Below are 24,333 nucleotides of genomic sequence, written 5' to 3'. Positions count from 1 at the left end.
CCGCTACGGGTCACACAAAGGACGGTGCGGCGTACGGCCCGTGTGCCTGCGTCCGCGTCTCACGTCCCGGTACGGCGCCGTGGGGCGGGCGGCCAGGGGGCGCGCAGGGCCAGGGCTTGCGCGGGGATGGTCAGGACGGCGAGCAGTCCGGCCAGGGTCAGGTAGGAGTGTCGCCAGGAGAGGTGCGCGGCGAGCAGGGCGGTCAGGGGTGCGAAGACGGTGGAGGCGAGTCCGCCGGCGAGGGTGACGACGGCGAGCACGCGAATGTGGTCGGGGGCTCACCAGCGGGTGAGGGCGGCGAAGGCGGGCTGGTAGAAGGTGGTCGCCATCGCGACTCCGGCGAGGGCCCAACCGGCGAAGAAGACAGGGAGGCTGGGGGCGGCGGACACGAGCAGCAGGCTGACGGTGCCGAGGAGGGAACCGGTCGTCATGACGGCGCGCGGGCCGCGCCGGTCCAGGATCCGGCCGACGCGGATTCCGGCGAGGGCGGAGACGACGAGGGCGAGGGAGAAGGCCGCGGTGGTCGCGCCCGCCGGCCAGCCGGTCGCGTGCGTGATCTCGGGATTCAGGACGGGGAAGGCGTAGTAGACGATGCCCCAGCTGGTGATCTGCGTGAGTCAGAGTGCGGGCAGGGCGGCGGGCCGCGACCGATCCCCCGATCCGGTCGCGGCCCCGCGGGTTGGGGTGTTGAGGTCGGTCACGAGCCGCAGCAGCCGCCCGCCGGAGCCTCGTCAGCCGCCGTAGCGCCGACGGCCACTGCGGCGGGGGCGCCGAGCTGGACGAGCTGGGGCGCCGGGGCGCAGCAGCCGCCGCCACTCTGGTCGGATTCGGGGGCGTCGAAGAGGCCGGCGCCGCCGCACACTCCGGTCTCGGGGAGGGTGAGTTCGACGCGGTCGGCCGCTTCGAGGTCGCCGGCGATGGCGGCGGCGACGGAGCGGACCTGCTCGTAGCCGGTCATGGCCAGGAACGTCGGGGCGCGGCCGTAGGACTTCATGCCGACCAGGTACACGCCCTGTTCGGGGTGGGAGAGCTCGCGGTGGCCGTGCGGGTAGACGGTGCCGCAGGAGTGCTGGTTGGGGTCGATCAGCGGAGCCAGTTCGACGGGCGCCTGGAGGCGCTCGTCCAGGCCCAGGCGCAGCTCGTTGAGGAAGGAGAGGTCGGGGCGGAAGCCGGTCAGCACGATCACCTCGTCGACCGCGTCCAGTCGGCGCCCGTCCTCGCCGACCAGAATCAGGCGGCCGTCGTCCGCCCGCTCGATCGCTTCGGTGCGGAAGCCGGTGACCGCGTCCGCGTGGCCCTCGTCGACGGCGGCCTTCGCCGCCAGGCCCAGGGCGCCGCGGGCGGGGAGCTGGTCGGCTTCGCCGCCGCCGAAGGTGGAGCCGGAGATGCCCCGGCGCAGGATCCACACGCCCTTCGTTCCCGCGCCGTCGTCGGCCTTGGCGAGGTCGGCGAGGTAGTCGAGAGCGGTGAACGCGGAGGCGCCGGAGCCAATCACGGCGGTGCGCTTACCCGCGTACCGGGCGCGGACGGCGGGGTTCTCCAGGTCCGGGACGCGGTAGTTGATCCGGTCCGCGGCGGCCTTCTCACCGAGCGCGGGCAGCCCGCTGCCGCCGGCCGGGGACGGCGTGGCCCAGGTGCCGGAGGCATCGATGACGGCGCGTGCGAAGACGCGCTCCTCATGGCCGCCGGCGTGGGAGACGTGCACGACGAACGGCTGCTGCTCGCGGTCGGCGTCCACGATCCGGTCCCGGCCGGTGCGCGAGACACCGGTGACGGTGGCGCCGGTGCGGACACGGTCGCCGAGGACGTCGGCGAGCGGCTGCAGGTACTGCTCGGCCCAGTCGCCGCCGGAGGGGTAGGTCGCCGGGTCGGGCCGCGTCCAGCCGGTGGGGGCGAGGAGCTTCTCGGCGGCCGGGTCGACGACCTCGCCCCAGGTGGAGAACAGGCGCACGTGCGACCACTCGCGCACCGCGGCGCCGGCCCTCTGACCGGCTTCCAGGACCAGGGGCTCGATGCCCTGGTCGACCAGATGGGCGGCGGCGGCCAGACCGGCGGGTCCGGCCCCGATCACGACGACGGGCAGCTCGGTGGTGGCGGGCGCGTTCACGGCGACTCCTTGCGTATTTCGACATCTGTCGATAACTGGCGCGGCCCAGCATGGCACCTGTATTGATGAGCGTCAACATAGACATTCATCAAACCCAGGGGTATTCGCTGATGGAGCACATCGACGTCACCGTGATCGGCGGCGGCCAGTCGGGCCTCGCCACCGCCCACGCGCTGCTGCGCCGCGGGCTGCGGCCGGTGGTGCTGGATGCGTCCGACCGGGCGGCTGGGTCGTGGCCGCGCTGCTACGACAGCCTCATGCTGTTCTCGCCCGCCCGGTACAGCTCTCTGCCGGGGATGCCGTTCCCGGGCGCCGACCGTGACCGCTATCCGCATCGCGACGAGGTCGTCGCCTACCTCACCGCCTACGCTGGCCGCCTGGACGCTGAGATCCGCACGGGCTGCCGCGTCAGTGTGGTCAGCCGCACCGGCGATGTCTTCGGGGCGGCGGCCGGCTGTCCGCGCGCGCCGTCGTGGCGGACTCCGGAACGTTCGGGCGCCCGCACCGGCCCGCACTGCCGGGCCTTCAGGAGTTCACCGGGCAGGTACTGCACGCCGCAGACTACCGCAGCCCGACCCCCCTTCTCCGGCCGCCGGATGGTGGTCGGGGCCGGGAACTCTGCGGTGGCCCCGGGTTCGGGCTGTGCCGCCCGCGGGGGCTATATCTGGCCGCGCTCGACCCGGACTGGGACTGCCCCTGGCCACTGGACTGGCAACGCCACTACCACCACCTCGCGGAGGACGAGCCCAGCGGCCACCTGCCCGACATCGCCCCCGGCGTCCTCATGGACGGCGACGACATCGGACGCTGGTTCCAACGGCGCCGGGACTGGAGACTGCTGTCGAGCAAGCAGCAGAAGCGGCTGTCGAAGCTGGGCGTGCAGCCCGCCCACCGCGGCCTCCCACCCCGACGGTCAAGGGCGCGACGAAGGGGCCGTCCAAGGCGCAGCAGGCGTTCCAGTGTGCCTGGCCGCCCTGGCCCAGTGGATCGAACGAGAAGGCGCCCACCGGCCAGTGCCAAGGGGCAAGAGCGAACAGATCACGGTCGACGGCGAGGCCGAGCCAGCGGTCGTAAAGCTGGGCGTATGGGTATCAAACACCCGATGTAGGCGCGATAAGCTCACCAGCGAGCAGCTGCAGGCACTGCGAGAGCTGGGGAGTGGAGAGTGGGCGTAAGGCGCGCATGAAGGGGCGCACCGTCCGGAAGAGCGGTAGCGACGGCAGGCGGCGGGATACGGCAGCCCGCCCGGGGCGCCGCAGAACAACAGTTGGCCCTCCGGTCCCAGCGGGAGGGCCAGGTCTCCTCGGTGGCTCAGAGTCCGTGCGCCTGCCCGCTCAATGCGCTAGTCGTTCACGCTGTTGATTTGGTTGCTGTTGACGAGGTCCTGCACGTTGACGAGGCCGACCTGGATGTCCCCGACACTTGCGGCTTCGGCGGCGTCCTTGCCCACCGCGGGCGTGTCCTCGGTGACGTCGGTGACTTCGATGTCGGAGGATTGGGCGGCTGCAGTACCGACCGGAGTGAGCAGCAGGCCAGCGGCCAGCACAGTCGCGGCAAAGGCGAAACGGCTCGTACGCATGATTCTCCCTGGAGTGCGGGACTGTTCCGCTCCCATCCGACCCACTGCTGACTGATCAGGCACGTCCTACGCGTCCATCCGCGCGACCCCCACCACAAGCCGCTCCAGGTCACGCGAGTATTCTCGCTATTGCCGCTGCCAGCAAGGAACGGACCCTTCGCAGACAGGCACCTCTCCCACGAAACGACCGCCAGCCCAGACGCCTTCCGCCCGCGCACCCCCTTCGCTGCCCGTGGCCGTTGAACTGGCAACGGCACTACCGCCACCTCGCCCACCTCGCCGCCGACGAACCCGGCGGGCTCCTACCTAGCCCCCGGCTTCCTCATGGACGGCGACGACATCGGACGATGGCTCCAACGGCAACGCCGGGACTGGAGACTGCTGTCGAGCGAGCAGCAGAAGCGGCTGACCAAGCTGGGCGTGCAGCCCGCCCAGGCGCCGCCTCCCACCTCGACAACCAGAGGCGCGGCGAAGGGGCTGACCAAGGCGCAGCAAGCGTTCCAGCGCGGGCTTGCCGCCCTCGTCCAGTGGGTCGAGCGAGAAGGCGCCCAGCGGCCCATCCCGCGGAAAGCGATCGAGGTTCTGCCCGACGGGACCGAGACGAAGCTCGGCGTATGGATCTCGAACACTCGCGCCAGACGCGACAAACTCACCGCCGAGCAACTCGACGCGCTGCGGGAATTGGGCGTGGAGTGGGCGTAACTGTGGTCCTCGACCGTCTTGGAGGGCGCTGAGCAGCGGATAGGTGAATGGGCCGCCATATGCTCTCGATTCGTACGCTATGCGTACGGTTAACAGCCACAGGACCAGCGGCTCGGGGGGCCGGGGTGCAGAGCCCCGCCCGTCGTCCGCGTCCGGTAGCCGCACGGGGCCCTCATCACCGGCCAAGAGCTGTGCGGGGTCATCGTCCGGACGCGGGTGAGGGTTTCGCCGACCGGGCGGGCGGTGTATCCGGCAGGGGTCGGAGCCGACGTGACGGCGTCGCGTATCTCGCTCACGCCGTCGTCTCCGGCTTCGCCGGGGCGATCTCAGCGATCAGGCCCTCCACCAGGGTTTTGATCTCGTCGCGGATAGGACGGACCGCCTCTACCCCCTGCCCGGCCGGATCGTCCAGCTTCCAGTCCAGGTAGCGCTTACCGGGGAAGACGGGGCAGGTGTCGCCGCAGCCCATGGTGATGCACACGTCGGACTCCTTCACCCCGTCCACGGTGAGGATCTTCGGGACCTCGGCGGAGATGTCGATGCCGACCTCGGCCATCGCGGCGACGGCGGCCGGGTTGACCTCGGTGCCAGGGTTGGATCCGGCGGAGCGGACCTCGACGCGGTCCCCGGCCAGGTGGGTCAGCCAGGCGGCGGCCATCTGGGAACGGCCGGCGTTGTGGACGCAGACGAACAGGACGGACGGCTTCTTGCCGGGGCTCTCGGGCATAGGGGCTCTCTCGTCTCGCGGCAGCAGCACGCCACCCATGACATCAGCATCCGCTGGTATCAGCGAACGGTGATGTGACAGTATCAGCGCATGCTGACTTCAGTCGATCCTGATGTGATCCGGGCGCTGGGCGATCCGCTCCGGCTGCAGATCGTGACACTGCTGGCGCGCGAGACGCTGTGCACCACGCACCTGGTGGAGGAGACCGGGGCCAAGCAGACCAACCTGTCCAACCACATGAAGGTGCTGCGCGAGGCCGGGCTGGTGGAGACCGAGCCGTGCGGCCGCTTCACCTATTACAAGCTCAAGCCCGACGTCCTGGCCGGCCTGGCCGGCCAGTTTGCCGAGCTCGCCGAATCCGCCCGCACCGCCGCCGAGAACAAGAGGGCCTGCCCGTGACCTCCGCCGAGCCCACCACCGCCCGCGCTCAGAGCGCTGATGCGGCCGGGGACGACTCGATCGTCAAGAAGCTCTCCACCCTCGACCGCTACCTCGCGGTGTGGATCCTGCTCGCCATGGCCATCGGCCTCGGGCTCGGGCGGCTCATCCCCGGCCTGAACGACGCGCTCGCGAAGGTGGAGATCGGCGGAATCTCCCTGCCGATCGCGTTCGGCCTGCTGATCATGATGTATCCGGTGCTGGCGAAGGTCCGCTACGACCGGCTCGACGCCGTCACCGGCGACCGGAAGCTGATGGCCACCTCGCTGGTCATCAACTGGATCGTCGGCCCGGCGGTCATGTTCGCCCTCGCATGGATCTTCCTGCCGGACCTGCCCGAGTACCGCACCGGCCTGATCATCGTCGGGCTCGCCCGCTGCATCGCCATGGTCATCATCTGGAACGATCTGGCCTGCGGCGACCGCGAGGCCGCCGCCGTCCTCGTCGCCCTCAACTCCGTCTTCCAGGTCCTCGCGTTCGGCCTGCTGGGCTGGTTCTACCTCGACCTGCTGCCCGGCTGGCTCGGCCTCGGCGACGGCGAGCACCTCGACATCTCCATGTGGAAGATCGCACTGAACGTCGTCATCTTCCTCGGCATCCCGCTCCTGGCCGGCTTCCTCACCCGCCGCCTCGGTGAGAAGAAGCTCGGCCGCACCGACTACGAGCAGCGGTTCCTGCCCAGGATCGGCCCGTGGGCGCTGTACGGGCTGCTGTTCACGATCGTCATCCTCTTCGCCCTCCAGGGGAAGACCATCACCTCCCAGCCGCTGGACGTCGCCCGGATCGCGCTGCCGCTGCTGGTGTACTTCGCGGTCATGTTCTTCGGCACCTTCCTGCTCGGCAAGGGCCTGGGTCTGGCTTACGACCGCACCGCGACCCTCGCCTTCACGGCGGCGGGCAACAACTTCGAGCTGGCCATCGCGGTCGCCATCGCCAGCTTCGGCGTCACCTCCGGCCAGGCCCTGTCCGGCGTCGTCGGCCCCCTCATCGAAGTGCCGGTGCTGATCGGCCTGGTCTACGTCGCGCTTGCCTGGCGCAGGAAGTTCGCCGCCGACGCGGTGACGACGGCGCCGTGACGCAGCAGACGGATGTGGCGGTGGTCGGCGGCGGCCAGGCAGGGCTCGCCGTCGGCTACCACCTGCGCCGCCAAGGCCTGAGTTTCGTGATCCTGGACGCCGGCACGGCGCCAGGCGGGTCCTGGCAGCACATGTGGGACTCCCTGCACCTGTTCTCCCCGGCCCAGTACTCCTCGCTGCCCGGCCGCCTCATGCCCGCCCAGCCCGGTGAGACATACCCGGACTCCGGGCACGTAGTGGACTACCTCACCGACTACGAAAAGCGCTACGACCTGCCCCTCCAGCACGGCACCCACGTGCAGGCCGTACGCCGAGACGGCGAGAAGCTCATGGTCGAGACCGACTCCGCGACCTGGCGGGCCCGGGCGGTCATCAGTGCCACCGGCAGCTGGTCCCGCCCCTTCCTCCCCGCCGTCCCCGGCCAATCCGTCTTCTCCGGGCGACAGCTGCACACCGTGAACTACCGCCGGCCGGCCGACTTCGCCGGACAGCGCGTCATCGTGGTCGGCGGCGGCAACTCCGGCGCCCAGATCGCCGCCGACCTCGCCCTGGACGGACGGGTGGAGGTGACGTGAGCAACCCGGCGGCCGCCGCGGTTCCTGCCGGACGAGATCGACGGCCGCGCCCTGTACGACGTCGCCACCGCCCGCCGCCGCGCCCTGGACGCCGGTCGCAACGACACCGGCGGGGTGGCTTCGCTCGGCGACATCGTGGCCGTGCCACCCGTCCGCGCCGCCCGCGACGCCGGACTCCTTACCTCGAAGCCGATGTTCACCCAGCTCACCGCTACCGGTGTCCGGTGGGCCGACGGCAGCCAGAGCGACGCGGACGCGATCGCATCTCCCGTGTAGCCCTCGCGCAGCGCACACTGGGCCGCCTTGCGGATCAGCCACTTAGCGACAGCTCGATGCTGTGCCGGTAGCTGTACAGGATCGGCAGGGGCAGCCGATCGTCCGGGCCGTGGGCGATCCAGTGTCGGGCGGCGGTCTCAGGCACGCGCAGATAGACCCCCGCAAGGGCGAGATCGTCCTCGCCGGCGCCGCCCCAGGCGGCGATCTCGGCATGCGTCCAGCGGGACCGAGGCAGGCTCAACCGGTCTTCTGCTTCCTCCATCCCGTCAGGGTGGCAACCGCCTGCCTCGCCCACTACCGCTTTTGGCAACTGCCCACTGGCCCAGCGGCCCTGGGCGTTGCCGGCGGGCGTCGGCACGGGTCATGCCGCGGCCGCGGCACCTACCAGCAGTTGGCCCATCGCGGCGAGCACGGACGGCTCGACCCGGTAGTAGACCCAGGTACCGCGCCGCTCGGAGGTGAGCAGCCCGGCCTCCTTGAGCTTCTTCAGATGGTGGGACACCGTGGGCTGGGAGACGCCGACGTCGGAGATGTCGCACACGCACGCCTCACCGCCCTCGTGCGAAGCCACGGCGGAGAACAGCCGCAGGCGGACCGGGTCGCCCAGCGCCTTGAACATCCGCGCCGCGGTCTCGGCCTCCTCGGCGGTCATCGGACGCTCGGTCAGCGGCGGGCAGCACGGCGCCACGCCCTGACCGTCGGCGGGCTCGAGCAACGGCAGCACCTTCGCATTCGACATACGTCTATGTTGACACATGTCGAACCAGTACGGGCCGGAGGTCCGTCACCGGTGTGCGAGATCGGCGGCCAGGCGTCGGGCAATCCGTTCCGCGTCCCGGCCGACGCCGCGCAGCGAGTTCGACGGCAGGCTGCGCTGCCACTCCGCCACACCGTCGAGCGGTGCATCAACCGCCTCAAGCAGTGGCGCGGCATCGCCACCCGCTACGAGAAGACAGCCACGATCTACCTGGCCGGACTCCACATCGCAGGCAACTTTCTGTGGTCCGCACGCTGATCCAAACGAAAGTCCCTAGTGGCGGCCGCCGTGGCGGTTGCGGCCCCAGGACTCGTCGTCGATGAAGCGGCCGTGATCGTTGCGGAGGGTGGCGGTGTCGGAGCGGTCGTCCCACACGTGGTTGCGGCGGTCCTTGTATGCGTCGGTGCGGGTGTCGCGGCCCTGGCCTGTGTGGAGACGCGCGGAGACTCTGGACGCCGCGGGGTGCTCCGTGCCGGTCATGCCCGGGCCGCGAGGCAGCGCCAGTCGTTCCACGTGTCGAGCCGCTTCCGATAGGCCGCCTCGACAACCGGATAGGGGTAGGCGCCGAGGAAGAGCCGCAGGGGTGGTTCGTTGGTGTCGACGAGTTCGAGGACAACGGCGGCGGTGCCTCGCGCGTCCTGGGGCGTGCGGGCGGACGCACCGGCCCGGCGCGCGGCGCGGACGGGTTCGTAGGCGGGGAGCGCCTTGGTGTGCACGGCGGAGACGCCCGACCAGTCGGTGCCGTAGGGGCCGGGTTCGAGCAAGGTCACGTGGATTCCGAACGGGGCGATCTCCTGGGCCAGGGCCTCGCTCATCCCCTCCAGGGCCCACTTGGAGGCGTTGTACAGTCCGAGCGTGGGGAAGGCGGCGAGGCCACCGAGGCTGGAGACCTGCAGGATGTGACCGCTGCCCTGGGCCCGCAGGTACGGCAGAGCCGCCTGCGTCACCCACAGCGGGCCGAACAGGTTGGTGTCGAGCTGGGCGCGAGCTTGCTCCTCGGTGGCCTCCTCGACCATACCGAACAGGCCGTAGCCCGCGTTGTTCACGACCACGTCGAGGCGGCCGAACATCTCGGCGGCCCGCTGCACCGCGGCAGTCGCGGCGGTGCGGTCGGTCACGTCAAGGCGGAGCGGGAGCACGTTGTCCCCGTGGGCGTCCACGAGGGGCCGCAGAGCCTCGGGATCGCGTGCGGTGACGGCAACGCGGTCGCCGCGCTCGAGAGCGGCCTCGGCCCAGATACGACCGAAGCCGCGGGACGCACCGGTGATGAACCAGATCTTCATGACATCGAGCCTGCGCCGTTCACACCTCGGCAGCCAGTACCCCCACAGGGTTACCCTCGCACCATGGCGGCCGACAATTTCCTGGGAGATTTCCTCAAGGCCCGGCGCGGACGGATCGCTCCGGCGGACGCGGCAGTGCCCGTCGGTGGACGCCGGCGGGTGGCAGGACTGCGCCGGGAGGAACTGGCCCAGCTCGCCGGAATCAGCGAGCCGTACCTGGTCCGGCTCGAACAGGGCATCGACCGGCACCCCTCGCCCCAGGTACTGCGCTCCCTCGCGCGGGCGCTGAAGCTCGACGCCGACGCCTCCGCCCACCTGCACGCCCTCGTCGGTCCTGCCCCCGTGCCGCCGTCACGGACCGAAGTCTCCGTGGACGTGCACCGGCTGCTCGACGCGTGGACGGACCACCCCGCGTACGTGCGCGACCGGTGCTTCGACGTACTGGCGGCGAACAAGCGGGCCCGTGCGCTCGCCCCGATGTACGAGCCCGGGAGCAACCTGGTCCGAGCGGTGTTCCTCGACCCGGCGTCCCGCCGACTCTTCCCCGACTGGGCGGAAGTAGCTGCGCAGACCGCAGCTGCCCTGCGCGCCGAAGCCGACCCACGCGACCCCAGGACCGTCCGCCTGGCCGCCGAGCTGGAGACGGACGAAGAGTTCCGTCGTCTGTGGATGCGGCACGAGACGCGGCCCGCCCGTGACGAACTCAAGCGCTTCGCGCACCCGGTCGTCGGCAGCCTCGCACTGCGAAGGCAGGCGCTCACCGTCGGGGGTGCCGAGCAACAGGTGATCATCGTGTACCAGGCGACGGCCGGGAGTCCGTCCGAAGCGGCCCTGGCGCGTCTTCTATAACGCGTCAGGCGTCTGCCGTTGGCCAGGCAGTCCCGATCGTCGTTCCGGTGACAGGAGGCCTGCTGAATGAGTTCTCGCGACAAGTCGAGTGGCTCGTTCGTGACAACCAGACTGCTTCGGTTGTTCCCATACGCCAGCTCACCCGGTTCTACCGATGGCAACTCCCGTGCTTCGGCTCAGCGATCCGGCGGGCCGAGTTGGTCGAGGCGCGGGCCGCCGACATTGCATGGTCGCTGTGAAGCCTGGCGAGCTCCACGACCCCGCGAGGCTGATCCCCGAGGCCGTCCAAGGCCAGGAGGACACCTCGGCCCGGCCAGGCCCACGCAGTGACGTTGTCCTGCGGCCTACGGATGCGCAGGTTGCGCAGGGTGCGCGCCGGACTGCACTGCGGACTGTGCCGTCCGGCGGACGGTCGGGTGTCAGAGCGTGATGCAACCGACGCTGATGTGTCAGTACGGGCCGCCGTAGGGTCCCAGGTGACGACCGAGGGCCTCTGTCGAGCCTACCCAAGCAGTTCTTGGCCCCGTCGAGTGAAGGGCCCGCCGTGTCTGTCGTTGCTGTTCAGGTGCCTAGGAAAGATTCTTCCCATTGTGGACAAGACGCACCGATAGTACTGAGGAAGCGTGGCATACGGGCAGCACGCGGACCCGCCGCCCCCACGGGCACAGAAACGCCCATACCGGCATCCTGCCCACCTCATCGGCTACGACTTTGACAGCGCGGGGCACGCATAGGGCAAGGAGTGCAGAAGGGGTCTGGGGCGCGGGCTACACCCCGCTGACACAGCCCACCATCCGACCACCGGCACCGGTGCCCAGGGTCAACTCCCGTTACCCACAGGCGCGCCGATCACCCTGCGCAAAGACCACCGCCCCGCTCAACCCACTGAGAAGCACAAACAACCCGCTCAGCCTACGTACCCACGAGTGGGCCTGCGAGGGCGTCGCAGGAGTCATCTATGGCACAGACACACCGCCCGCTACAACTGGGCAACAGCAGGCCACAACCAAGATCAATAAACAGGGCAACAGCTACGCCACAGCCGCGTCGCCGACCTCGAAGCCCGCCTCGCCGAACCGGCACCGAAGCCCCGCTCGCCACGGGTTCGACGACCTATGGTCCACGGGCCCGGTGGACGGGCCATCCCAGCACGCAGACAGGTGGGCAAGTCAGTCTTGTGCCGGCTGCAGGCGGACACGTCGCTTGTACCGGCGGTTTGTGCACCCAGGACGCAGGTGGCGAGGACGGCAAGGGTGGCGCGGGTCCACACGACAGCGACGGGCGCGGGCCTCGTGGGCTGCACTCGAAGCGTCGCCGGCAGCGCCATCGGGCAATCGCCATGAGCGACACCGGCGGCAGAACCGCAACCGCCGCCGGACGCGGCTGGCGCTGGGGTGGGCGGTCTCCTGGGTCGATGACGAGATCACGGAGGCGGATCCGGTGTGGACCGAGGCGCACCGCACCGGGCCCGCCCTCCTCCTTCGTGTGACTTCAACGGGGGCTGGCGGGCCGCGACTTCGACGTGCTGGGGACGTGACTCCGGCGGCTTACGGCCAGAGGCGACCTGCACGCGCGACCGGGCCGCTCCCTACTGCTGGTTCCTGAGGTGCTCGGCGATCAGGTCGTAGGCCGGGTCGTCGGGGTCGGCGGCCTCGGGTTCGTCTGAGTTCCGGGGCCGGGCGCTGCGGGGGAACAGGTCCTGTTCGTAGGCGGTGAGGGCGGTTTCGGGAGCGTCCGGGTGGGCGGCGAGAGCCAGGGCGAGTTCGGCGGCGTCGAGCATGGCGAGGTTGGCGCCTTCACCGTTCGGAGGTGAGAGATGGGCGGCGTCGCCGAGCAGCGTGACGCCCGGGATGCGGGGCCACCGGTGGGCGGCCGGCAGTGCGTAAAGAGGTCGGAGGGTCGGGGGGAGGTCGGCTTCGGTGAGCAGAGCGGTCAGTTCCGGGGCCCAGTGGGCGAACTCCCGCATCAGGTGTGCCGTCGCGTCGGCGCCGGAGAAGTCGACGGCGTCGAACCACTCGCGGGGCTTGTGCAGGCCCACGTAGGCATGCAGAGTGTCACCCTTCTCACGGTGGGCGAAGATCTCCCGGCCCGGCTCAACCGCCATCATGGACCCGCCGCCGACCGTTTTAGCGACGGCCGGATGCCGGGTGTCGGCGTCGTAGAGGTACGTCTCGACGACCGACCTGCCGGTGTACTCGGGTACGTCGGTGGAGAGCAGTGGTCGGACCTTCGACCACGCCCCGTCGGCGCCGACCAGGAGATCGGTGGTGATGCTGCTGCCGTTGGCGAAGGTGACTTCGTGGCGTCCGGGGCCGAGGCTTCGTACAGCGTTGACCTTGTGTCCCCATCGGACGGTCCCGTCCGGGAGCGAGGCGAGCAGCATCTGTCGCAGGTCGCCGCGTTGCACCTCGGGCCGACCGCCCGTGCCGTCGTCGGCCTTGTCGACCAGTAGTTCTCCGTTCGGAGCGAGGATACGCATGGCCTGTCGGCCCTCAAGGATCAGGCCGCGGAACTCGTCCATCAAGTCGGCTGCCTGCAGGGCGATTTGCCCGTTGTAATCGTGGATGTCGAGCATTCCGCCCTGGGACCGTGCGGTCGGGGAGGGTTCTGCTTCGTAGACCGTGGCGGGTATGGAGTGCAGCTGTAGGACGCGGGCGAGGGTGAGGCCGCCGAGGCCGGCGCCGATGACGGTGACATGAAGAGGCATGGAGTTCCCTTTCAAGGAAGAGGCAGAGGAAGTAGCTGCCGGGTCGGCTCCCGGCTGATTGCCTGCCACACCAATCTGCCGTCGTCCGCCGACAGTTCACCTACAGCCCGCCGACAGCCCACCGCGATCACCGACAACCGGCCGACAAGCGAAGACCGCGGCCCGATGTGAAGGCCAAGCCCGTCCGTTGCGTCGTTCCCATCAGGGCACCGCCTGCTCAGCTGCGCCTCCGACCGTGCCGCCGTGCCCCTGGCTGCACTCGAACCGGGATCAAGCTTCGGACTGGCAGCGCACAGACACCAGCAGGTCGGTGCGCACCCGCTGTTCCCGCAGCAGTCTGCGGGAGGCCAGCCAGCCCCCGGCCCGCCGACACACGGGGTAGAGCACGATGAACAGCAGCAGCACACCCTGACGGCGGGCGGGGACACCGAACCGACGTTCGTCGGCGGCATCCGGTGGTGCACGTCACGCCGGCCTTCAGCGCCGCGTCAAAGTCGGCCGCTCCAGCGTGAAGTACGCGCAAGAAACGGACGTCAGAGGTCTCAGCCGGACAGGCGCTGGGTCCACCCTGCACCGACATCCCGCCTGCGCGAGCCTCGATCAGTGAAGGAGTACCAACCTATGTCAGTCCCCACCCGCCCGGAACTCACGGTGCGAGCGTAAACATTGCGGTGACGAAACGTCAGGGACGGGTATGGCGGTATGCGCAGACGCAAGATCACTCCGCAGACTTGCCGGAGATCCGCCGCGCGGCAGGTGGCCCTCTGAGTGGGCATGCGAACACGGAGCGTGAAAGGATCGGGGTGCACTAGACGATACAACGCACCCGGGGATGACATGGCGGAACGGCAGAACGGCACCGTGAAGTGGTTCAACGATGAGAAGGGGTTCGGCTTCATCACGCCGGAATCCGGCGATCCCGATCTCTTCGTCCACTTCCGGGCCATCGAGGGGAACGGTTTCAAGTCGCTGAAGGAGGGCCAGAGGGTCACGTTCGAGGCCGTCCAGAGCCAGAAGGGGATGCAGGCCGACAAGGTCCAGGTAGAGGGATAGACCCTCGGGAACCCGTACGCGCAGCGAGGCCGGCGGTGGCTGCGGTTCATCTCGGTCGCCCTGATGAAGCCAGCGGGGTGGCTCGCCGCGTGCCACGGCGAAGGGTCTGGACGGGGCGTGCCGGCGGAGCCTGCCCGTCATTGCGTATCGGACGACCGCTTGCGGGTGACGGTGATGAGTGCTGCTCCAGCGATGGGCATCCCGCCGGCGGCGGCAGTGGCACCGACGATGCCGGAGGTGGTGAGGCCTGTTTCGGCGAGGGCCGGCCTGGTGGCGCGCGTGCGGGCTGCGTCGCGGATGAGGTCGGCGACGGGATCGGGGTGGGAGATCATCGCGACGTGGGAGGCGTCGATCTCGATCGTGTGGGAGCCGGCTCGCTTGGCCTGGAAGCGCTCCAGGTCGGCGCTATGGCCTTGTCGTTTGTGGCGACGGCGGTCCAGGACGGGATCGTCCTCCACGCGGCGGACGTTGCTCGGTCGGTGAAGGCCGAGGCTGAGAGGGGGCGTTGGGTTGCGGCCGCCACCGCGGCTGCCTCCGCCGGGAGGTCCGCAGCTGCGATGGCGTGGAACCTGTGGGTGTCGCAGTGAATATGCGGTTTCGGCGGTGGCAACCTGCTGCCGCGAGGTCTGCCGCAGAAGCCATCATTACCGACCCGGGTAGATTGCTCTCGCCTGCGTTCGCGGATGTTCACCGGCCGCCGGATAATCGATGCGGGCCGCGTTCCTCCGTGCCGCGACCCGGGTGAGAAAGGGCGTCACCCTTTCGGCCCTGACCGATTTGGAGATTGCGTCATGCGCTGCCGAAGAAGCTCGCTGACTCCCCTCGCGGCGGTGACGGCCGGCCTACTGGCCGGGACGGTGGGCACGGTGGGTCTGGATGCCGTCCATTACCTGAAGTACCGTCGCGCCGGCGGAACGGACAGCCCGCTCGCCTGGGAATTCGCGCCGGTCGAAAGCTGGGAGAAGGCCCCCGATCCGGGACAGGTGGCGAAGCGGGTCATCGAGGGTTTCACCCAGCGCCGACTGCCTGATGGTTCCGCCTGGCTCACGAGCACCATTACTCACTGGACCTACGGCTCAGCGGCTGGTGCCGCGTATGGCATTGTGGCCGGTTCGCTGCCCAGGCCGTCCCCGGTCTATGGCGTGCCATTGGGTATCGCGATGTTTGCCGGTGACTACGTCACCTTGCCGATCGCAGGGCTCTACAAGCCAATCTGGCAGTACGACACAAAGGTCCTGGCCTGGGATTTCGGCGCGCACGTCGTCTACGGCACCGGCACCGCAATCACCTTCTGGCTGCTTACCCGACTCGGCGCCGTCAGGGACAGACCGTAAGCCACCCCGCCCGCCACGGGTCTCGGCTGATGGGTACACCGGTTTCGGGTCCGCTGCCCTAAGCATCAACAGCTCACGGTCACGTCTGGCGGCGCGGAGGCAGCACCGGAGAAGCCGGACGTCCGAGCACAGGGCACAAATCGTAGCCCGAGCAATCCCCGCTGTGACCGGATCCGAACACGCCTCGGCATGCTTCTTGCCGCCGCCGACCGGACCCCCAGGCCTCGCCCGCGTCCGGCGGTGCGAGTCCCGTCGTGGCGGCATCCATTTTGTGCGAACTCAGGAGGTGCCAGTCATGGACCTGAAACTTGAAGTCGTGGTGATACCGGTGTCCGACGTCGACCGGGCCAAGAGCTTCTACACGCAATTGGGCTGGAGGCTGGACGCGGACATCGCCCCGGACGAGACCTTCCGGGTAGTGCAGGTGACGCCACCGGGCTCACCGGCATCGGTCATCTTCGGCACCTCGGTCACGTCCCAGACGCCGGGCTCGGCTCAGGGTCTGCACCTGATTGTGGACGACATCCATGCTGCCCATCATGAGCTGAATCGGCTCGGCGCCGAGCCGAGCGAGGTGTTCCACGACGCCGGCGGCGTCTTCCACCACGCCGGGACGGAGGCCCGGGTGCCAGGGCCGGATCCACAGTGCGCCAGCTACAGCTCGTTCCTGTCTTTCAGCGACCCGGACGGCAACGGATGGTTGCTGCAGGAAGTGACCACCCGGCTCCCGGGGCGCCTCGACCCCGCGAACACGATGTTCGCCTCGGTCGTGGACCTGGCGAGCGCGCTGCGCCGTGCCGCGGCCGCTCACGGGGAGCACGAGGCACGCATCGGTGCGGAGGACAGGAACTGGCCGGACTGGTATGCCCAGTACATGGTGCGTGAGCAGGCAGGGACCGAACTGCCGTCCTGACCGCATCGCCCCGAAGGAGACTGGAGCCGGCCGGGTATGCCTCGGGGAGCCGCTGGGCTCCTCGAACGCGTGATGCGCCTGCCCCGACGTGCGTCCTGTCCTGATTCGAGTAGGTGCTCGAGCGATGGACGGCAGGCCACAGACGGCAGATTGGCCCTCGTCCTGCGTGGGTGGCCCGGGGGAGACTGCAGAAGGCCGATGCCGTACGTGAGGGAGTTGCGATGCAGGTAGCAGTGGTCACCTTCGACGGGTTCAACGAACTCGACAGCTTTATCGCTTCCGCGCTGATCAACCGGTGCCGCAGGGACGGCTTGGAAGCTTTCATCACTACGCCGACACCGGTGGTCACGTCGATGAACGGCGTCGAGGTGACAGGGCAGCGCCCGATGGAGTTCGTCACCGAGGCCGACGTTGTGCTGATCGGCAGTGGCGTGAAGGCGCGAGAAGTGGTCGCCGACGACCAGCTGATCTCCGAGCTGCGGCTCGATTCTTCGCGCCAGCTCATCGGCGCCCAGTGCTCCGGCGCGCTGGTGCTCGCCCGACTGGGGTTGCTGGACGGCATGCCGGCGTGCACGGACATGAAGACACGGCCCTTTGTCGAAGCTCGCGACATCACTGTGCTCGACAAGCCGTTCCACGCCGAAGGAAACATCGCTACGGCGGGCGGTTGCCTGGCCTCCCAGTACCTCGCCACGTGGGTGATCACTCGCCTGCTCGGGGAAGGCGCTGCACGCACCGTCCTCGACTACGTGTCCCCAGTCGGCGAGAACCAGGAGACGATCGAGCGTGCCCTGCGCGCTGTCCGCTCCGCCGTGGGAGCACTGGCCTGACGGCCATGCGATGTCGCTACTGCCGTCGTCGCGCACGGTGATTCTCACAAATGATCGTTTGACGACATATAGCTTAGGTTGCTCCAGGTCGACCTTGGTAACGCGCATGCCTGCTACGCCCCGCCCCCGGGACTCGGCGCCCCGGGAAGCGTGGCCAGTCCAAGGCGGCCGATGGGTGCTCAGTGCTGAGGGCGCGGTTTGGCCTTTGTGGCGTGGCGGGCGGCCTTGTAGGTCTCGGGCAGGAAGCGGTGTTGAAGGGCGGTGCGCTTGGTGGCGGCATCGCCGCCGACGACTTCGGCGCGGCCTTCCATCATGGCTATGAAGCCCTGGCGGGCGACTTCCCTGCGGCTGTTCTTCATGGCGCCGATACCGAAGGCGGTGTTGTTCATGCCGGCGCGGGCGTGGAAGTCGCTGTCGGTGGCTCCGGGCATGAGCGTGGTGACGGTGATGCCGTGTTCTTGGAGTTCTTCGCGCAGGCCGAGGGCGAACATGCGGGTGAACGCGCGGGAGGGCCCGTACACGGTCTCGTAAGGGGTGGGTAGGGTCGCGGACAGCGACGAGGTGACGAGGATCTTGCCCGCGTGGTGGGCGGCCATGTGCCGGGCGACGTGCTTGGCGAGGTGGACGACCGAGGTGACGTTCAGGGAGATCAGGGAGAGTTCGTCGTCCAGGTCGGTGTCGAGGAAGGCTCCGCCGATGCTGCGTCCGGCGTTGAGCACCGCGGCGGCCAGGGGGCGGCCGGTTTCCTCCACGGCCTTCCACACCGTCTCGACTCCGTTCGCCTCGGCGAGGTCGGCGCGGACGGGGGTGACGTGGGCGCCGTCGCGGGTGAACTGCTCGGCTGCCTCGTCGATCTTTGCGCTGCGGCCGGTGGCGACGAGGTCGAAGCCGTTGGCGGCGCACAGGCGCGCGATCTCGTAGCCGATGCCGTTGGAAGCCCCGGTGACCAGGGCGAGGGGGCGGGTGGGAGGGGTACTCACTGGCTGCTCCTGTCTTCGGGTGCGGAGGGAGTGCGGTCGGTGTCGTCCGGCTGGGGACGGTCGGGGGCGGGGGTGTTCCAGTCGGCGAGCAGGCGCCAGGCTTCCTGGGAGGTGCGATCTGCCGCGGGCATGTAGAGAAAGAGGGTCTGGTCGTCCTCTCCGGGCGGGGTCAGGGCCTGGTAGTCGATGGTGAGCTCGCCGACCAAGGGGTGGTTGAAGCGCTTCTGGCCGTGGGTGCGGTTCAGGACCTTGTGGTCGTCCCACCAGCGGCTGAAGTGCTCGCTCTTCATCGTCAGCTCGCCGACCAATTCGGCGGTGCGGACGTCGTCCGGGTGCCGGCCCGCGTCAAGACGCAGGATCGCGGTCATCTCCGCCGCGAGCCGCTCCCAGTCCACGTACAGTTCGCGGGCCTCGGGCGACAGAACGATCCAGCGAGTGAGGTTGCGCTCCCGGTAGGGCATGGCATCGAAGTCGGCGATCAGGATCCGGCACAGGTGGTTGGTGGCCAGGACGTCGCCGCGCCTGCCCAGGATGAACGCGGCGTGATCGGTGAAGGACTCCAGGAACCGCAGCAGCCCGGGGCGGACGCGTTGCACGCTGGGCGCGGTACGCCGGGCGCGGCGGCCGGGCCTGGCCCTGATGAGGTCGTGCAGGTGCGCCCGCTCGGCGTCGTCCAGGCGCAGCGCGTCGGCGACGGCGTCCAGGACGCTGTCGGAGGGGGTGATGTTCCGGCCCTGCTCGAGGCGGGTGTAGTAGTCGGTGCTCACCCCGGCGAGCTGGGCGACTTCCTCGCGGCGCAGCCCGGGAACGCGGCGGTAGGCGCCGCGCTCGGGGAGTCCGACCGACTCGGAGTCGATGCGGTCCCGGCAGCGGCGCAGGAACTGAGAGAGGTCCACGTTGCCGGCCATGTCTCCATGCTCCTGCCCCGGTGGGGCTCGGCGATCGCGATGGGTGGGTCGCTGCGTCCTAGGAAGGCGCCTCCCTGGGTCGAAGCGACCTCGGAACCGCAGGCTGACAGCCGTCCCAGCGGTGATGTTCTGGAAGAGGCACCCGGTCGCGGGGGCCCCCGCCCCTGCATGATCCGGCTCGGTCCGGCCCCGGTGTCCTAGCTCGGACACCAGCCGCAAACTAGCCGGGTGATCAAGCGCCCGCCGCCGTGGCGGCCTGTTCGTCGTGTTCCCGCAGCATCCGCATGACGGTGGCGGCCGAGGGGTGCTGGCCCTTCTTCGCACCCGTGGTGATGACGAGCCGCTTGGCGATGTCGCGCAGGCTCATCTCCTGGTCGCGTAGGTGAAGGGCCATGGACAGCATGGACTCGTTGGTGACGCCTGCGCCGCCGATGGTCTTGCCACGCTTGCGGGCGGATTTGTGACCTTCGAGGGTGCGGTCGCGGATGTACTCGCGCTCCATGCCGGACATCGCGGCGAGCACCGTGAACACGATCCCGGAGGGGTCGCTCCCCGGTGAGGACCTCAGGGCGCATCGTGGCGCGAGTGGGGATCTTCTCCGAGAAGTACCGCGTCGCCCCGGCCTCGGCGAGGGAGTCGAGTTGTGCGTCGAGGGACTGCCGGGCGGTCGAGGCGCGGGCGTATCCGAGTCGGACGTGCCCGACCGGCTCGGCGCCGGCGCTCACCGGCCGGGCCAGCTCGGTCCAGACCGACCCCGGCTAGCGTACGGCGGGGATCGGCACGATCAGGGCCTTGGCGAGTTGGGGCACGAGGCGGAAGCGGGCGGTGTGGTACTGGAATTCCACCCTGCCCTTCCCGGTCCGGCATGGGGAACCCGCCCGGGGCGGCGCAGGTGGACATCGGGTAGTCGTGCGATTCCACACGCTTGAAGTCGTCGCTCACGACCCCGGACTGACCACCTATGAAACACACGGGGCGAAATCGACCGGGCACTATTGCCGACCTGTCTCCATGTTCTGTCGGCTGATCAGCGGTGGGGCCGAGGGGCGGGCCGGCGCCGGGTGGCGTGGATGGAACCGAGCAGATTGAGGGACTGGGCACTGGGGCTGCCGGGTTCGGCGTGGTAGATGACGAGCTGCTGGCCGGGGGCGTCGCGTACGTCGAAAGCCTGGTAGGTGAGGGTGAGGGGGCCGACGTCCGGGTGGAGGAAGTGTTTGGCGTCCTGGGTCTTGCCGCGCACGGTGTGGGCGTTCCAGAGGCGGGTGAAGTCCGCGCTGTGCTCAGTGAGGGTGCGGACGAGTTCGCGCAGCCGTGGGTTGTCCGGGTCGAATCCGGTTGCCTCGCGAAGGTTGGCGACGGTGGCCTGTGCTGCCCGGTCCCAGTCCGTGTAGAAGTTTCGGCCCGCAGTGTCGAGGAAGGTCATGCGGGCCAAGTTGTCCGCCGGCTCGAACGGGGCGTAGAGGGCGTCGGCCAGGGCGTTGACGGCGAGGAGGTCCAGGGTCCGGCTCATGACGAACGCTGGAGTGTTCGGGTAGCCGTCCATCAGCTGTCGCAGCGAAGGGCTGACCCGCTCGGCGGCGTGGACGGAGGGCTGGTCGTTCGGCGTGGCCCCGGCCAGCCGGTACAAGTGCGCGCGTGCGTCCGTGTCGAGGCGCAGCGCGCGGCTGAGCGTGTCGACCACCTGGGGTGAGGGGTTGCGCTCGCGGCCTTGTTCCAGGCGGGTGTAGTAGTCGGCGTTCACTCCGGCCAGGACGGCGACCTCCTCGCGTCGCAGTCCGGCGACTCTGCGGGCCCCGTAGCTCGCCATGCCGACGTCCTCCGGCCGCAGGCTGGCGCGGCGTGCGCGCAGGAATTCTCCCAGGTGGTTGTCGTCCATGTGTGCAGGCTAAGCGACGGCCCGGTGTGCTGCCTGGGTGTGCCGCACCCAGGCAGCACACGTCCTGGTTGATGGCCGCTGACCTGCCCAGACTCGGTGGAGCGGGAAGGACCACACCGTTCGAGGAGAGGAGTCCGCCATGGCCGGGACCGTTGAGGGCGACCACGTCGACGTGGTCGGGATGTGGGTGACCGCGGATGGTCACATCCGTCAGGAGCTGCTGCCGGACGGCCGCTACGACGAAGCCCGCGGCGAGCGGGGCAGCGCATACACCGGTCGGTACACGGTGACCGGCAGCCACCTGGACTACGTCGACGACACCGGGTTCACCGCCACGGGCGACATCCGGGACGGAGTGCTCTATCACGAGCACCTCGTGCTCTACCGGGAGCAGAGGTCGTCGTAGAGGAGGCCGGGCCACGGCCGCCCTGGCACCGGGGGCGAATCCGCCGTCGGTGGACCAAGAAGTCCCGACACAGCAGCCAGTCGGTCAGCCAGCAGCAACGAGAATCAAGGACCATATCCATGACAGGACAACGACTTGACGGCAAGGTCGCGCTGATCACGGGCGCGACCGGCGGCCTCGGCACAGCGACCGCCGAACTCTTCGCCCGCGAAGGCGCCCGGCTAGTGATCACCGATATCGCCGAAGGCCCCCTGCGGGACCTGTCCCACCGGATCGGGGCACGCGGCGCGGACGTCGTCGCTGCCCGCCTCGATGTCTCCTCCGCGCGGGAGTGGGATGAAGTGATCAACGTCGTACGCGACCGGTTCGGAACGCTGGACGTGCTCGTGAACCTCGCCGGCATCCTGGACTGGCCAGGTATCGAGGACACGCGGGAAGAGGCGTGGGACCGCGTCATCGACGTGAACCAGAAAGGCACATGGCTCGGCATGAAGGCAGCGATGCCGCTCCTGCGCGCGAGCGGCAACGCGTCGGTGATCAATACGTCGTCAGTACTCGGCCTGGTAGGAAGCGGTGCGGCTGCGGCCTACCAGGCGTCCAAGGGGGCCGTGCGCCTGTTGAGCAAGACCGCCGCAGTCGAGTACGCCCGGCAGGGAGTACGGATCAACTCGGTGCATCCCGGGGTGATCGCCACGCCGATGATCCAGGACCTCCTGGACGACCAAGGCGACCAGCAGCCGGACATCCAACGCACCCCCATGCGCCGAGCCGGCCGCGCCGACGAGATCGCACCCGCGATCCTCTTCCTGGCCTGCGACGACTCCTCGTTCGTCACCGGCGCGGAACTGGTGGTCGACGGCGGGCTCACCGCGCACTGAACAACCCAGCCGTACGACGTCCTCGCGGGCCTGCCGTGAATGCGTCACCGGGGCGGCCCACCCGGTCCGCGCACCGCACCACTGCACAGCACTTCAGATGCCCTGCACCGGCGCCTGCACTCACACTCACGTTCTCCAGGGACCGCACCATGACACCTGCAACCGCATCCGCCGCAACATCCGAATCCACCGAGTTCGCTGGGAAGATCGCCCTCGTCACTGGAGCCGCGCGAGGGGTGGGCCGGGAGACCGTGGCGCTCCTCCACGCCGGCGGCGCCCGGGTCGTCGCCCTCGACCTCCGCCCCGACGTCACGAACCTGGCGGAAGAGTTTCCCGGCGTCGTCGCGACAAACGGTGACGTCACCCATGAGGAGACCGCCCACCGCGCGGTGGCAACGGCCCTGGACGCCTTCGGCGGACTGGACATCCTCGTGAACAATGCCGGGCGCACCCAGAACAAACCCGTCACCGAAACCACGGCCGAGGACTGGGAGACCGTGATGGCGGTCAACGCCCGCGGCTCCTTCTTCTGCGCCCGCGAGGCGTTCCGGGTCATGAAGAGCCGCGGCGGCGGCGCCATCGTCAGCACCGGCTCGTACGCCTCCACCGTCGCCCTGCCTGAAGGCGTCGCCTACAGTGCGTCGAAGGGCGCTCTGGCCCAACTGACCAAGGTGCTCGCCGTCGAGGGCGGCCCGCTGGGCATCCGCGCCAACCTCGTGGCCGCGGGCGTCATCGAGACGGACTTCCTCGACACGATCCGCCCCGACAGCCGCGCCTACCTGGCGTCCTTCGCCGCCGCGCAGCCCCTGGGGCGTGTGGCGCAGCCCGAGGAGATCGCCGAGGTCCTGTGCTTCCTCGTCTCGCCCCGCTCCAGTTTCGTCACGGGAGCCGTGGTCGCTGCTGACGGCGGTTTCACCGCGATCTAGCGACGCATCAGACAGCACATATTTGGCGACCACGGCCCGCAGGCCCTGGTCGTCGGCACCTCTACCGGATGATGTAACCGGGAGGTGCCCGAGTCGCGCAGCGGGCATAGTCAGGCGCCCTAACCGTAGCCGCCGACTCCAGCCCTCCACGACAGGGACCGCCAGCGGACTGTTTTCCGCTGTCGCGTCTGCGCAGTGCCCGTGCTCACCGGAGCGAGGGTCGTGCGGGTACAAGGCCCGCTCGGTCTCCGGCGTCCGCAGCAGGTCGCCTTCGCCGGGCGGCGTCCACGGTTCCGGTGTGGCCGCGACGTTGAGGTCGCTCAGGGCCGCGGTGGCGCGGTCGAGGTGCTGATGGTGGGCGGCACCGGCCGGGGCGAGGTCGCGCAGCTCGGCCAGGGCCGTCAGCTTGGCCGCGGCTCGCACGGTGTGCGTCAGGCCGAGGTGGCGGGTGAGGGCATCCTCCAGGAACCGCACGGCGCGGCCGTCAGTACTCGGGGCGAGGTAGGTAGCGATCAGGGCTCCCTGTTCGTCGAGGCGGGAGCGCTTACAGGGTTCGGCCGCGGTGCCGATCTTGGTGGTGCCGTCGGCGAACGTCGCCAGGTACAGCCAGTGCGGCTGGGCCATGTACGCCGCCAGGGAGTCGGGAACGTGCCCGCCGGAGTGGAACCGGTGGGCGAAGCGGAAGTCGTCCCGCCCGGCGCAGGCCGCGCACTGTCCGCCGGCCTCGGCCGGGGCCCGGTCAGGGCAGGCGACCGCCTCGACGCGGACGCGGTCGGCGAACCGGTACCGGCCGGTCCACCACCGGCTGGCACCGCTCACCTGGTAACCCAGGCGCCTGCCCGGCGCGACGGCGGGCGTTCTGCGGGAACCACAGTGCGGTCTGTGTGACGGTCTGCCGGTGGTCGTTGTCCTGTTGGACCGTGGTCCGGTTGTGCGCGGGCCGTGGGGGTTGCCGGTCAGGTAGTTCGGGCCGGTCGGAGGCTGCCTGGGCTCTGTTCCGGGTGTCTGGCCGTGTTCATGCCGTCGGCCGGGGGGTGTTTGCGACCCCGGGGCAGTGCGGGCGGAGCCGTTGTTCGGGTGTTCGGCGGAGGCAGTCTGTCGTGCCGTCTCTTGAGGGTGTGGTTCTTGGGTGAGCGAGGTCCGTGCCGTGTAC

At 69.5% G+C, this 24,333-nt stretch carries 27 protein-coding genes and 4 pseudogenes; 16 read left to right on the top strand and 15 right to left on the bottom strand.

Features of this window, described 5'->3' with window-relative positions; genetic code table 11:
* Nucleotides 1–80 precede the first annotated feature (80 nt).
* Nucleotides 81–701 (bottom strand): annotated as a pseudogene (locus ACIRG6_RS25515) (MFS transporter); the annotation flags it as partial.
* Entirely contained in the window at nt 698–2,107 is a 1,410-nt protein-coding gene (locus tag ACIRG6_RS25510; protein ID WP_403324670.1) for an NAD(P)-binding domain-containing protein, read from the bottom strand. The gene ACIRG6_RS25510 and the pseudogene ACIRG6_RS25515, both read right to left, overlap by 4 nt.
* 110 nt (nt 2,108–2,217) lie before the next feature.
* Between ACIRG6_RS25510 and ACIRG6_RS25505 the strand changes: the two are divergent.
* Nucleotides 2,218–2,733: pseudogene (locus ACIRG6_RS25505) on the top strand (flavin-containing monooxygenase); the annotation flags it as partial.
* The gene (locus ACIRG6_RS25500; protein WP_403324858.1) at nt 2,707–3,282 is read left to right on the top strand and encodes a helicase associated domain-containing protein; all 576 of its coding nucleotides are present in this window, start codon (nt 2,707–2,709) and stop codon (nt 3,280–3,282) included. The pseudogene ACIRG6_RS25505 and the gene ACIRG6_RS25500, both read left to right, overlap by 27 nt.
* Nucleotides 3,283–3,449: 167 nt before the next feature.
* On the opposite strand, the gene ACIRG6_RS25495 is transcribed toward ACIRG6_RS25500, so the two are convergent.
* The gene (locus tag ACIRG6_RS25495) at nt 3,450–3,686 is read right to left on the bottom strand and encodes a hypothetical protein (RefSeq protein ID WP_403324669.1); all 237 of its coding nucleotides are present in this window, start codon (nt 3,684–3,686) and stop codon (nt 3,450–3,452) included.
* A 324-nt stretch (nt 3,687–4,010) separates the two neighbouring features.
* On the opposite strand from ACIRG6_RS25495, the gene ACIRG6_RS25490 reads away from it, so the two are divergent.
* Nucleotides 4,011–4,388 (top strand): helicase associated domain-containing protein, encoded by a 378-nt coding sequence (locus ACIRG6_RS25490; protein ID WP_403324668.1) that lies wholly within the window; start codon nt 4,011–4,013, stop codon nt 4,386–4,388.
* 292 nt (nt 4,389–4,680) lie between these two features.
* Here ACIRG6_RS25490 and ACIRG6_RS25485 read toward each other — a convergent pair whose 3' ends face one another.
* Nucleotides 4,681–5,115: an arsenate reductase ArsC gene (locus ACIRG6_RS25485; protein ID WP_403324667.1), complete on the bottom strand. Its 435-nt coding sequence runs from the start codon at nt 5,113–5,115 to the stop codon at nt 4,681–4,683.
* A 90-nt stretch (nt 5,116–5,205) separates the two neighbouring features.
* Here ACIRG6_RS25485 and ACIRG6_RS25480 point away from each other — a divergent pair, with 90 nt between their 5' ends.
* The 3 genes and pseudogenes from ACIRG6_RS25480 to ACIRG6_RS25470 form a co-directional block, all read left to right on the top strand.
* The gene (locus ACIRG6_RS25480; RefSeq protein WP_403324666.1) at nt 5,206–5,514 is read left to right on the top strand and encodes an ArsR/SmtB family transcription factor; all 309 of its coding nucleotides are present in this window, start codon (nt 5,206–5,208) and stop codon (nt 5,512–5,514) included.
* A complete protein-coding gene (gene arsB / locus ACIRG6_RS25475) occupies nt 5,511–6,629 on the top strand; it encodes an ACR3 family arsenite efflux transporter (protein ID WP_403324665.1) in 1,119 nt (372 codons plus the stop codon). The genes ACIRG6_RS25480 and arsB overlap by 4 nt, the downstream gene beginning before the upstream one ends.
* Nucleotides 6,626–7,465, top strand: a pseudogene (locus ACIRG6_RS25470) (FAD-dependent oxidoreductase); the annotation flags it as partial. The gene arsB and the pseudogene ACIRG6_RS25470, both read left to right, overlap by 4 nt.
* 49 nt (nt 7,466–7,514) lie before the next feature.
* Here the strand turns inward: ACIRG6_RS25470 and ACIRG6_RS25465 are convergent.
* Both ACIRG6_RS25465 and ACIRG6_RS25460 read right to left on the bottom strand, forming a co-directional pair.
* Complete coding sequence (locus ACIRG6_RS25465) at nt 7,515–7,742, bottom strand: hypothetical protein (RefSeq protein ID WP_403324664.1); 228 nt, start codon at nt 7,740–7,742, stop codon at nt 7,515–7,517.
* A gap of 99 nt (nt 7,743–7,841) precedes the next feature.
* Nucleotides 7,842–8,219, bottom strand: coding sequence for an ArsR/SmtB family transcription factor (locus ACIRG6_RS25460; RefSeq protein WP_364685698.1), 378 nt, complete (start codon nt 8,217–8,219; stop codon nt 7,842–7,844).
* A 66-nt stretch (nt 8,220–8,285) separates the two neighbouring features.
* On the opposite strand from ACIRG6_RS25460, the pseudogene ACIRG6_RS25455 reads away from it, so the two are divergent.
* Nucleotides 8,286–8,495, top strand: a pseudogene (locus tag ACIRG6_RS25455) (IS5/IS1182 family transposase); the annotation flags it as partial.
* Between the two features lie 15 nt (nt 8,496–8,510).
* On the opposite strand, the gene ACIRG6_RS25450 reads toward ACIRG6_RS25455, so the two are convergent.
* Nucleotides 8,511–8,717: a hypothetical protein gene (locus ACIRG6_RS25450; protein WP_403324663.1), complete on the bottom strand. Its 207-nt coding sequence runs from the start codon at nt 8,715–8,717 to the stop codon at nt 8,511–8,513.
* Nucleotides 8,714–9,520 (bottom strand): SDR family NAD(P)-dependent oxidoreductase, encoded by an 807-nt coding sequence (locus ACIRG6_RS25445; protein ID WP_403324662.1) that lies wholly within the window; start codon nt 9,518–9,520, stop codon nt 8,714–8,716. The genes ACIRG6_RS25450 and ACIRG6_RS25445 overlap by 4 nt, the downstream gene beginning before the upstream one ends.
* A 63-nt stretch (nt 9,521–9,583) precedes the next feature.
* Here ACIRG6_RS25445 and ACIRG6_RS25440 point away from each other — a divergent pair, with 63 nt between their 5' ends.
* Entirely contained in the window at nt 9,584–10,369 is a 786-nt protein-coding gene (locus ACIRG6_RS25440; protein WP_403324661.1) for a helix-turn-helix domain-containing protein, read from the top strand.
* A gap of 1,588 nt (nt 10,370–11,957) precedes the next feature.
* On the opposite strand, the gene ACIRG6_RS25435 is transcribed toward ACIRG6_RS25440, so the two are convergent.
* Nucleotides 11,958–13,076 carry an FAD-dependent oxidoreductase gene (locus tag ACIRG6_RS25435; RefSeq protein ID WP_403324660.1) on the bottom strand — a complete coding sequence of 373 codons (1,119 nt, stop codon included), beginning with the start codon at nt 13,074–13,076 and terminating at the stop codon, nt 11,958–11,960.
* Between the two features lie 837 nt (nt 13,077–13,913).
* On the opposite strand from ACIRG6_RS25435, the gene ACIRG6_RS25430 reads away from it, so the two are divergent.
* Entirely contained in the window at nt 13,914–14,129 is a 216-nt protein-coding gene (locus ACIRG6_RS25430) for a cold-shock protein (RefSeq protein ID WP_364685710.1), read from the top strand.
* A gap of 137 nt (nt 14,130–14,266) precedes the next feature.
* Here ACIRG6_RS25430 and ACIRG6_RS25425 read toward each other — a convergent pair whose 3' ends face one another.
* On the bottom strand, nt 14,267–14,587 hold the full coding sequence (locus ACIRG6_RS25425) for a hypothetical protein (protein WP_364685713.1): 321 nt from the start codon (nt 14,585–14,587) through the stop codon (nt 14,267–14,269).
* 333 nt (nt 14,588–14,920) lie between these two features.
* On the opposite strand from ACIRG6_RS25425, the gene ACIRG6_RS25420 reads away from it, so the two are divergent.
* The 3 genes from ACIRG6_RS25420 to ACIRG6_RS25410 all read left to right on the top strand — a co-directional run bounded on the left by ACIRG6_RS25420 (nt 14,921) and on the right by ACIRG6_RS25410 (nt 17,206).
* The gene (locus ACIRG6_RS25420) at nt 14,921–15,463 is read left to right on the top strand and encodes a hypothetical protein (protein WP_403324659.1); all 543 of its coding nucleotides are present in this window, start codon (nt 14,921–14,923) and stop codon (nt 15,461–15,463) included.
* 295 nt (nt 15,464–15,758) lie between these two features.
* Nucleotides 15,759–16,376 (top strand): VOC family protein, encoded by a 618-nt coding sequence (locus tag ACIRG6_RS25415; protein ID WP_403324658.1) that lies wholly within the window; start codon nt 15,759–15,761, stop codon nt 16,374–16,376.
* 221 nt (nt 16,377–16,597) lie between these two features.
* Nucleotides 16,598–17,206, top strand: coding sequence for a DJ-1/PfpI family protein (locus ACIRG6_RS25410; RefSeq protein WP_364685722.1), 609 nt, complete (start codon nt 16,598–16,600; stop codon nt 17,204–17,206).
* Between the two features lie 179 nt (nt 17,207–17,385).
* On the opposite strand, the gene ACIRG6_RS25405 is transcribed toward ACIRG6_RS25410, so the two are convergent.
* The 5 genes from ACIRG6_RS25405 to ACIRG6_RS25390 all read right to left on the bottom strand — a co-directional run bounded on the left by ACIRG6_RS25405 (nt 17,386) and on the right by ACIRG6_RS25390 (nt 20,970).
* Nucleotides 17,386–18,186 carry an SDR family NAD(P)-dependent oxidoreductase gene (locus ACIRG6_RS25405; protein ID WP_364685725.1) on the bottom strand — a complete coding sequence of 267 codons (801 nt, stop codon included), beginning with the start codon at nt 18,184–18,186 and terminating at the stop codon, nt 17,386–17,388.
* On the bottom strand, nt 18,183–19,094 hold the full coding sequence (locus tag ACIRG6_RS25400) for a helix-turn-helix transcriptional regulator (RefSeq protein WP_403324657.1): 912 nt from the start codon (nt 19,092–19,094) through the stop codon (nt 18,183–18,185). Before ACIRG6_RS25400 ends, ACIRG6_RS25405 begins: the two co-directional genes overlap by 4 nt.
* A gap of 232 nt (nt 19,095–19,326) precedes the next feature.
* Nucleotides 19,327–19,617, bottom strand: a complete 291-nt coding sequence (locus ACIRG6_RS25395) for a serine integrase family protein (RefSeq protein WP_403324656.1) — start codon at nt 19,615–19,617, stop codon at nt 19,327–19,329.
* 235 nt (nt 19,618–19,852) lie between these two features.
* Nucleotides 19,853–19,939 carry a hypothetical protein gene (locus ACIRG6_RS37765; RefSeq protein WP_450152414.1) on the bottom strand — a complete coding sequence of 29 codons (87 nt, stop codon included), beginning with the start codon at nt 19,937–19,939 and terminating at the stop codon, nt 19,853–19,855.
* Nucleotides 19,940–20,121: 182 nt separating this feature from the next.
* Nucleotides 20,122–20,970: a helix-turn-helix transcriptional regulator gene (locus ACIRG6_RS25390; protein WP_403324655.1), complete on the bottom strand. Its 849-nt coding sequence runs from the start codon at nt 20,968–20,970 to the stop codon at nt 20,122–20,124.
* 139 nt (nt 20,971–21,109) lie between these two features.
* Here ACIRG6_RS25390 and ACIRG6_RS25385 point away from each other — a divergent pair, with 139 nt between their 5' ends.
* The 4 genes from ACIRG6_RS25385 to ACIRG6_RS25370 all read left to right on the top strand — a co-directional run bounded on the left by ACIRG6_RS25385 (nt 21,110) and on the right by ACIRG6_RS25370 (nt 24,068).
* A complete protein-coding gene (locus ACIRG6_RS25385; protein WP_403324654.1) occupies nt 21,110–21,376 on the top strand; it encodes an Atu4866 domain-containing protein in 267 nt (88 codons plus the stop codon).
* Between the two features lie 119 nt (nt 21,377–21,495).
* Nucleotides 21,496–22,254 carry an SDR family NAD(P)-dependent oxidoreductase gene (locus tag ACIRG6_RS25380; RefSeq protein ID WP_403324653.1) on the top strand — a complete coding sequence of 253 codons (759 nt, stop codon included), beginning with the start codon at nt 21,496–21,498 and terminating at the stop codon, nt 22,252–22,254.
* A gap of 149 nt (nt 22,255–22,403) precedes the next feature.
* On the top strand, nt 22,404–23,180 hold the full coding sequence (locus ACIRG6_RS25375; RefSeq protein WP_365023104.1) for an SDR family NAD(P)-dependent oxidoreductase: 777 nt from the start codon (nt 22,404–22,406) through the stop codon (nt 23,178–23,180).
* A gap of 195 nt (nt 23,181–23,375) precedes the next feature.
* Nucleotides 23,376–24,068, top strand: coding sequence for a hypothetical protein (locus ACIRG6_RS25370; protein ID WP_403324652.1), 693 nt, complete (start codon nt 23,376–23,378; stop codon nt 24,066–24,068).
* Nucleotides 24,069–24,333 lie beyond the last annotated feature (265 nt).

The sequence above is a fragment of the Streptomyces flaveolus genome (assembly GCF_044765825.1).
Taxonomy (GTDB): Bacteria; Actinomycetota; Actinomycetes; order Streptomycetales; family Streptomycetaceae; genus Streptomyces; species Streptomyces flaveolus.
Note: the sequence above shows the minus strand (reverse complement) of the source record. Positions and strands in the feature narration are given on the sequence as shown.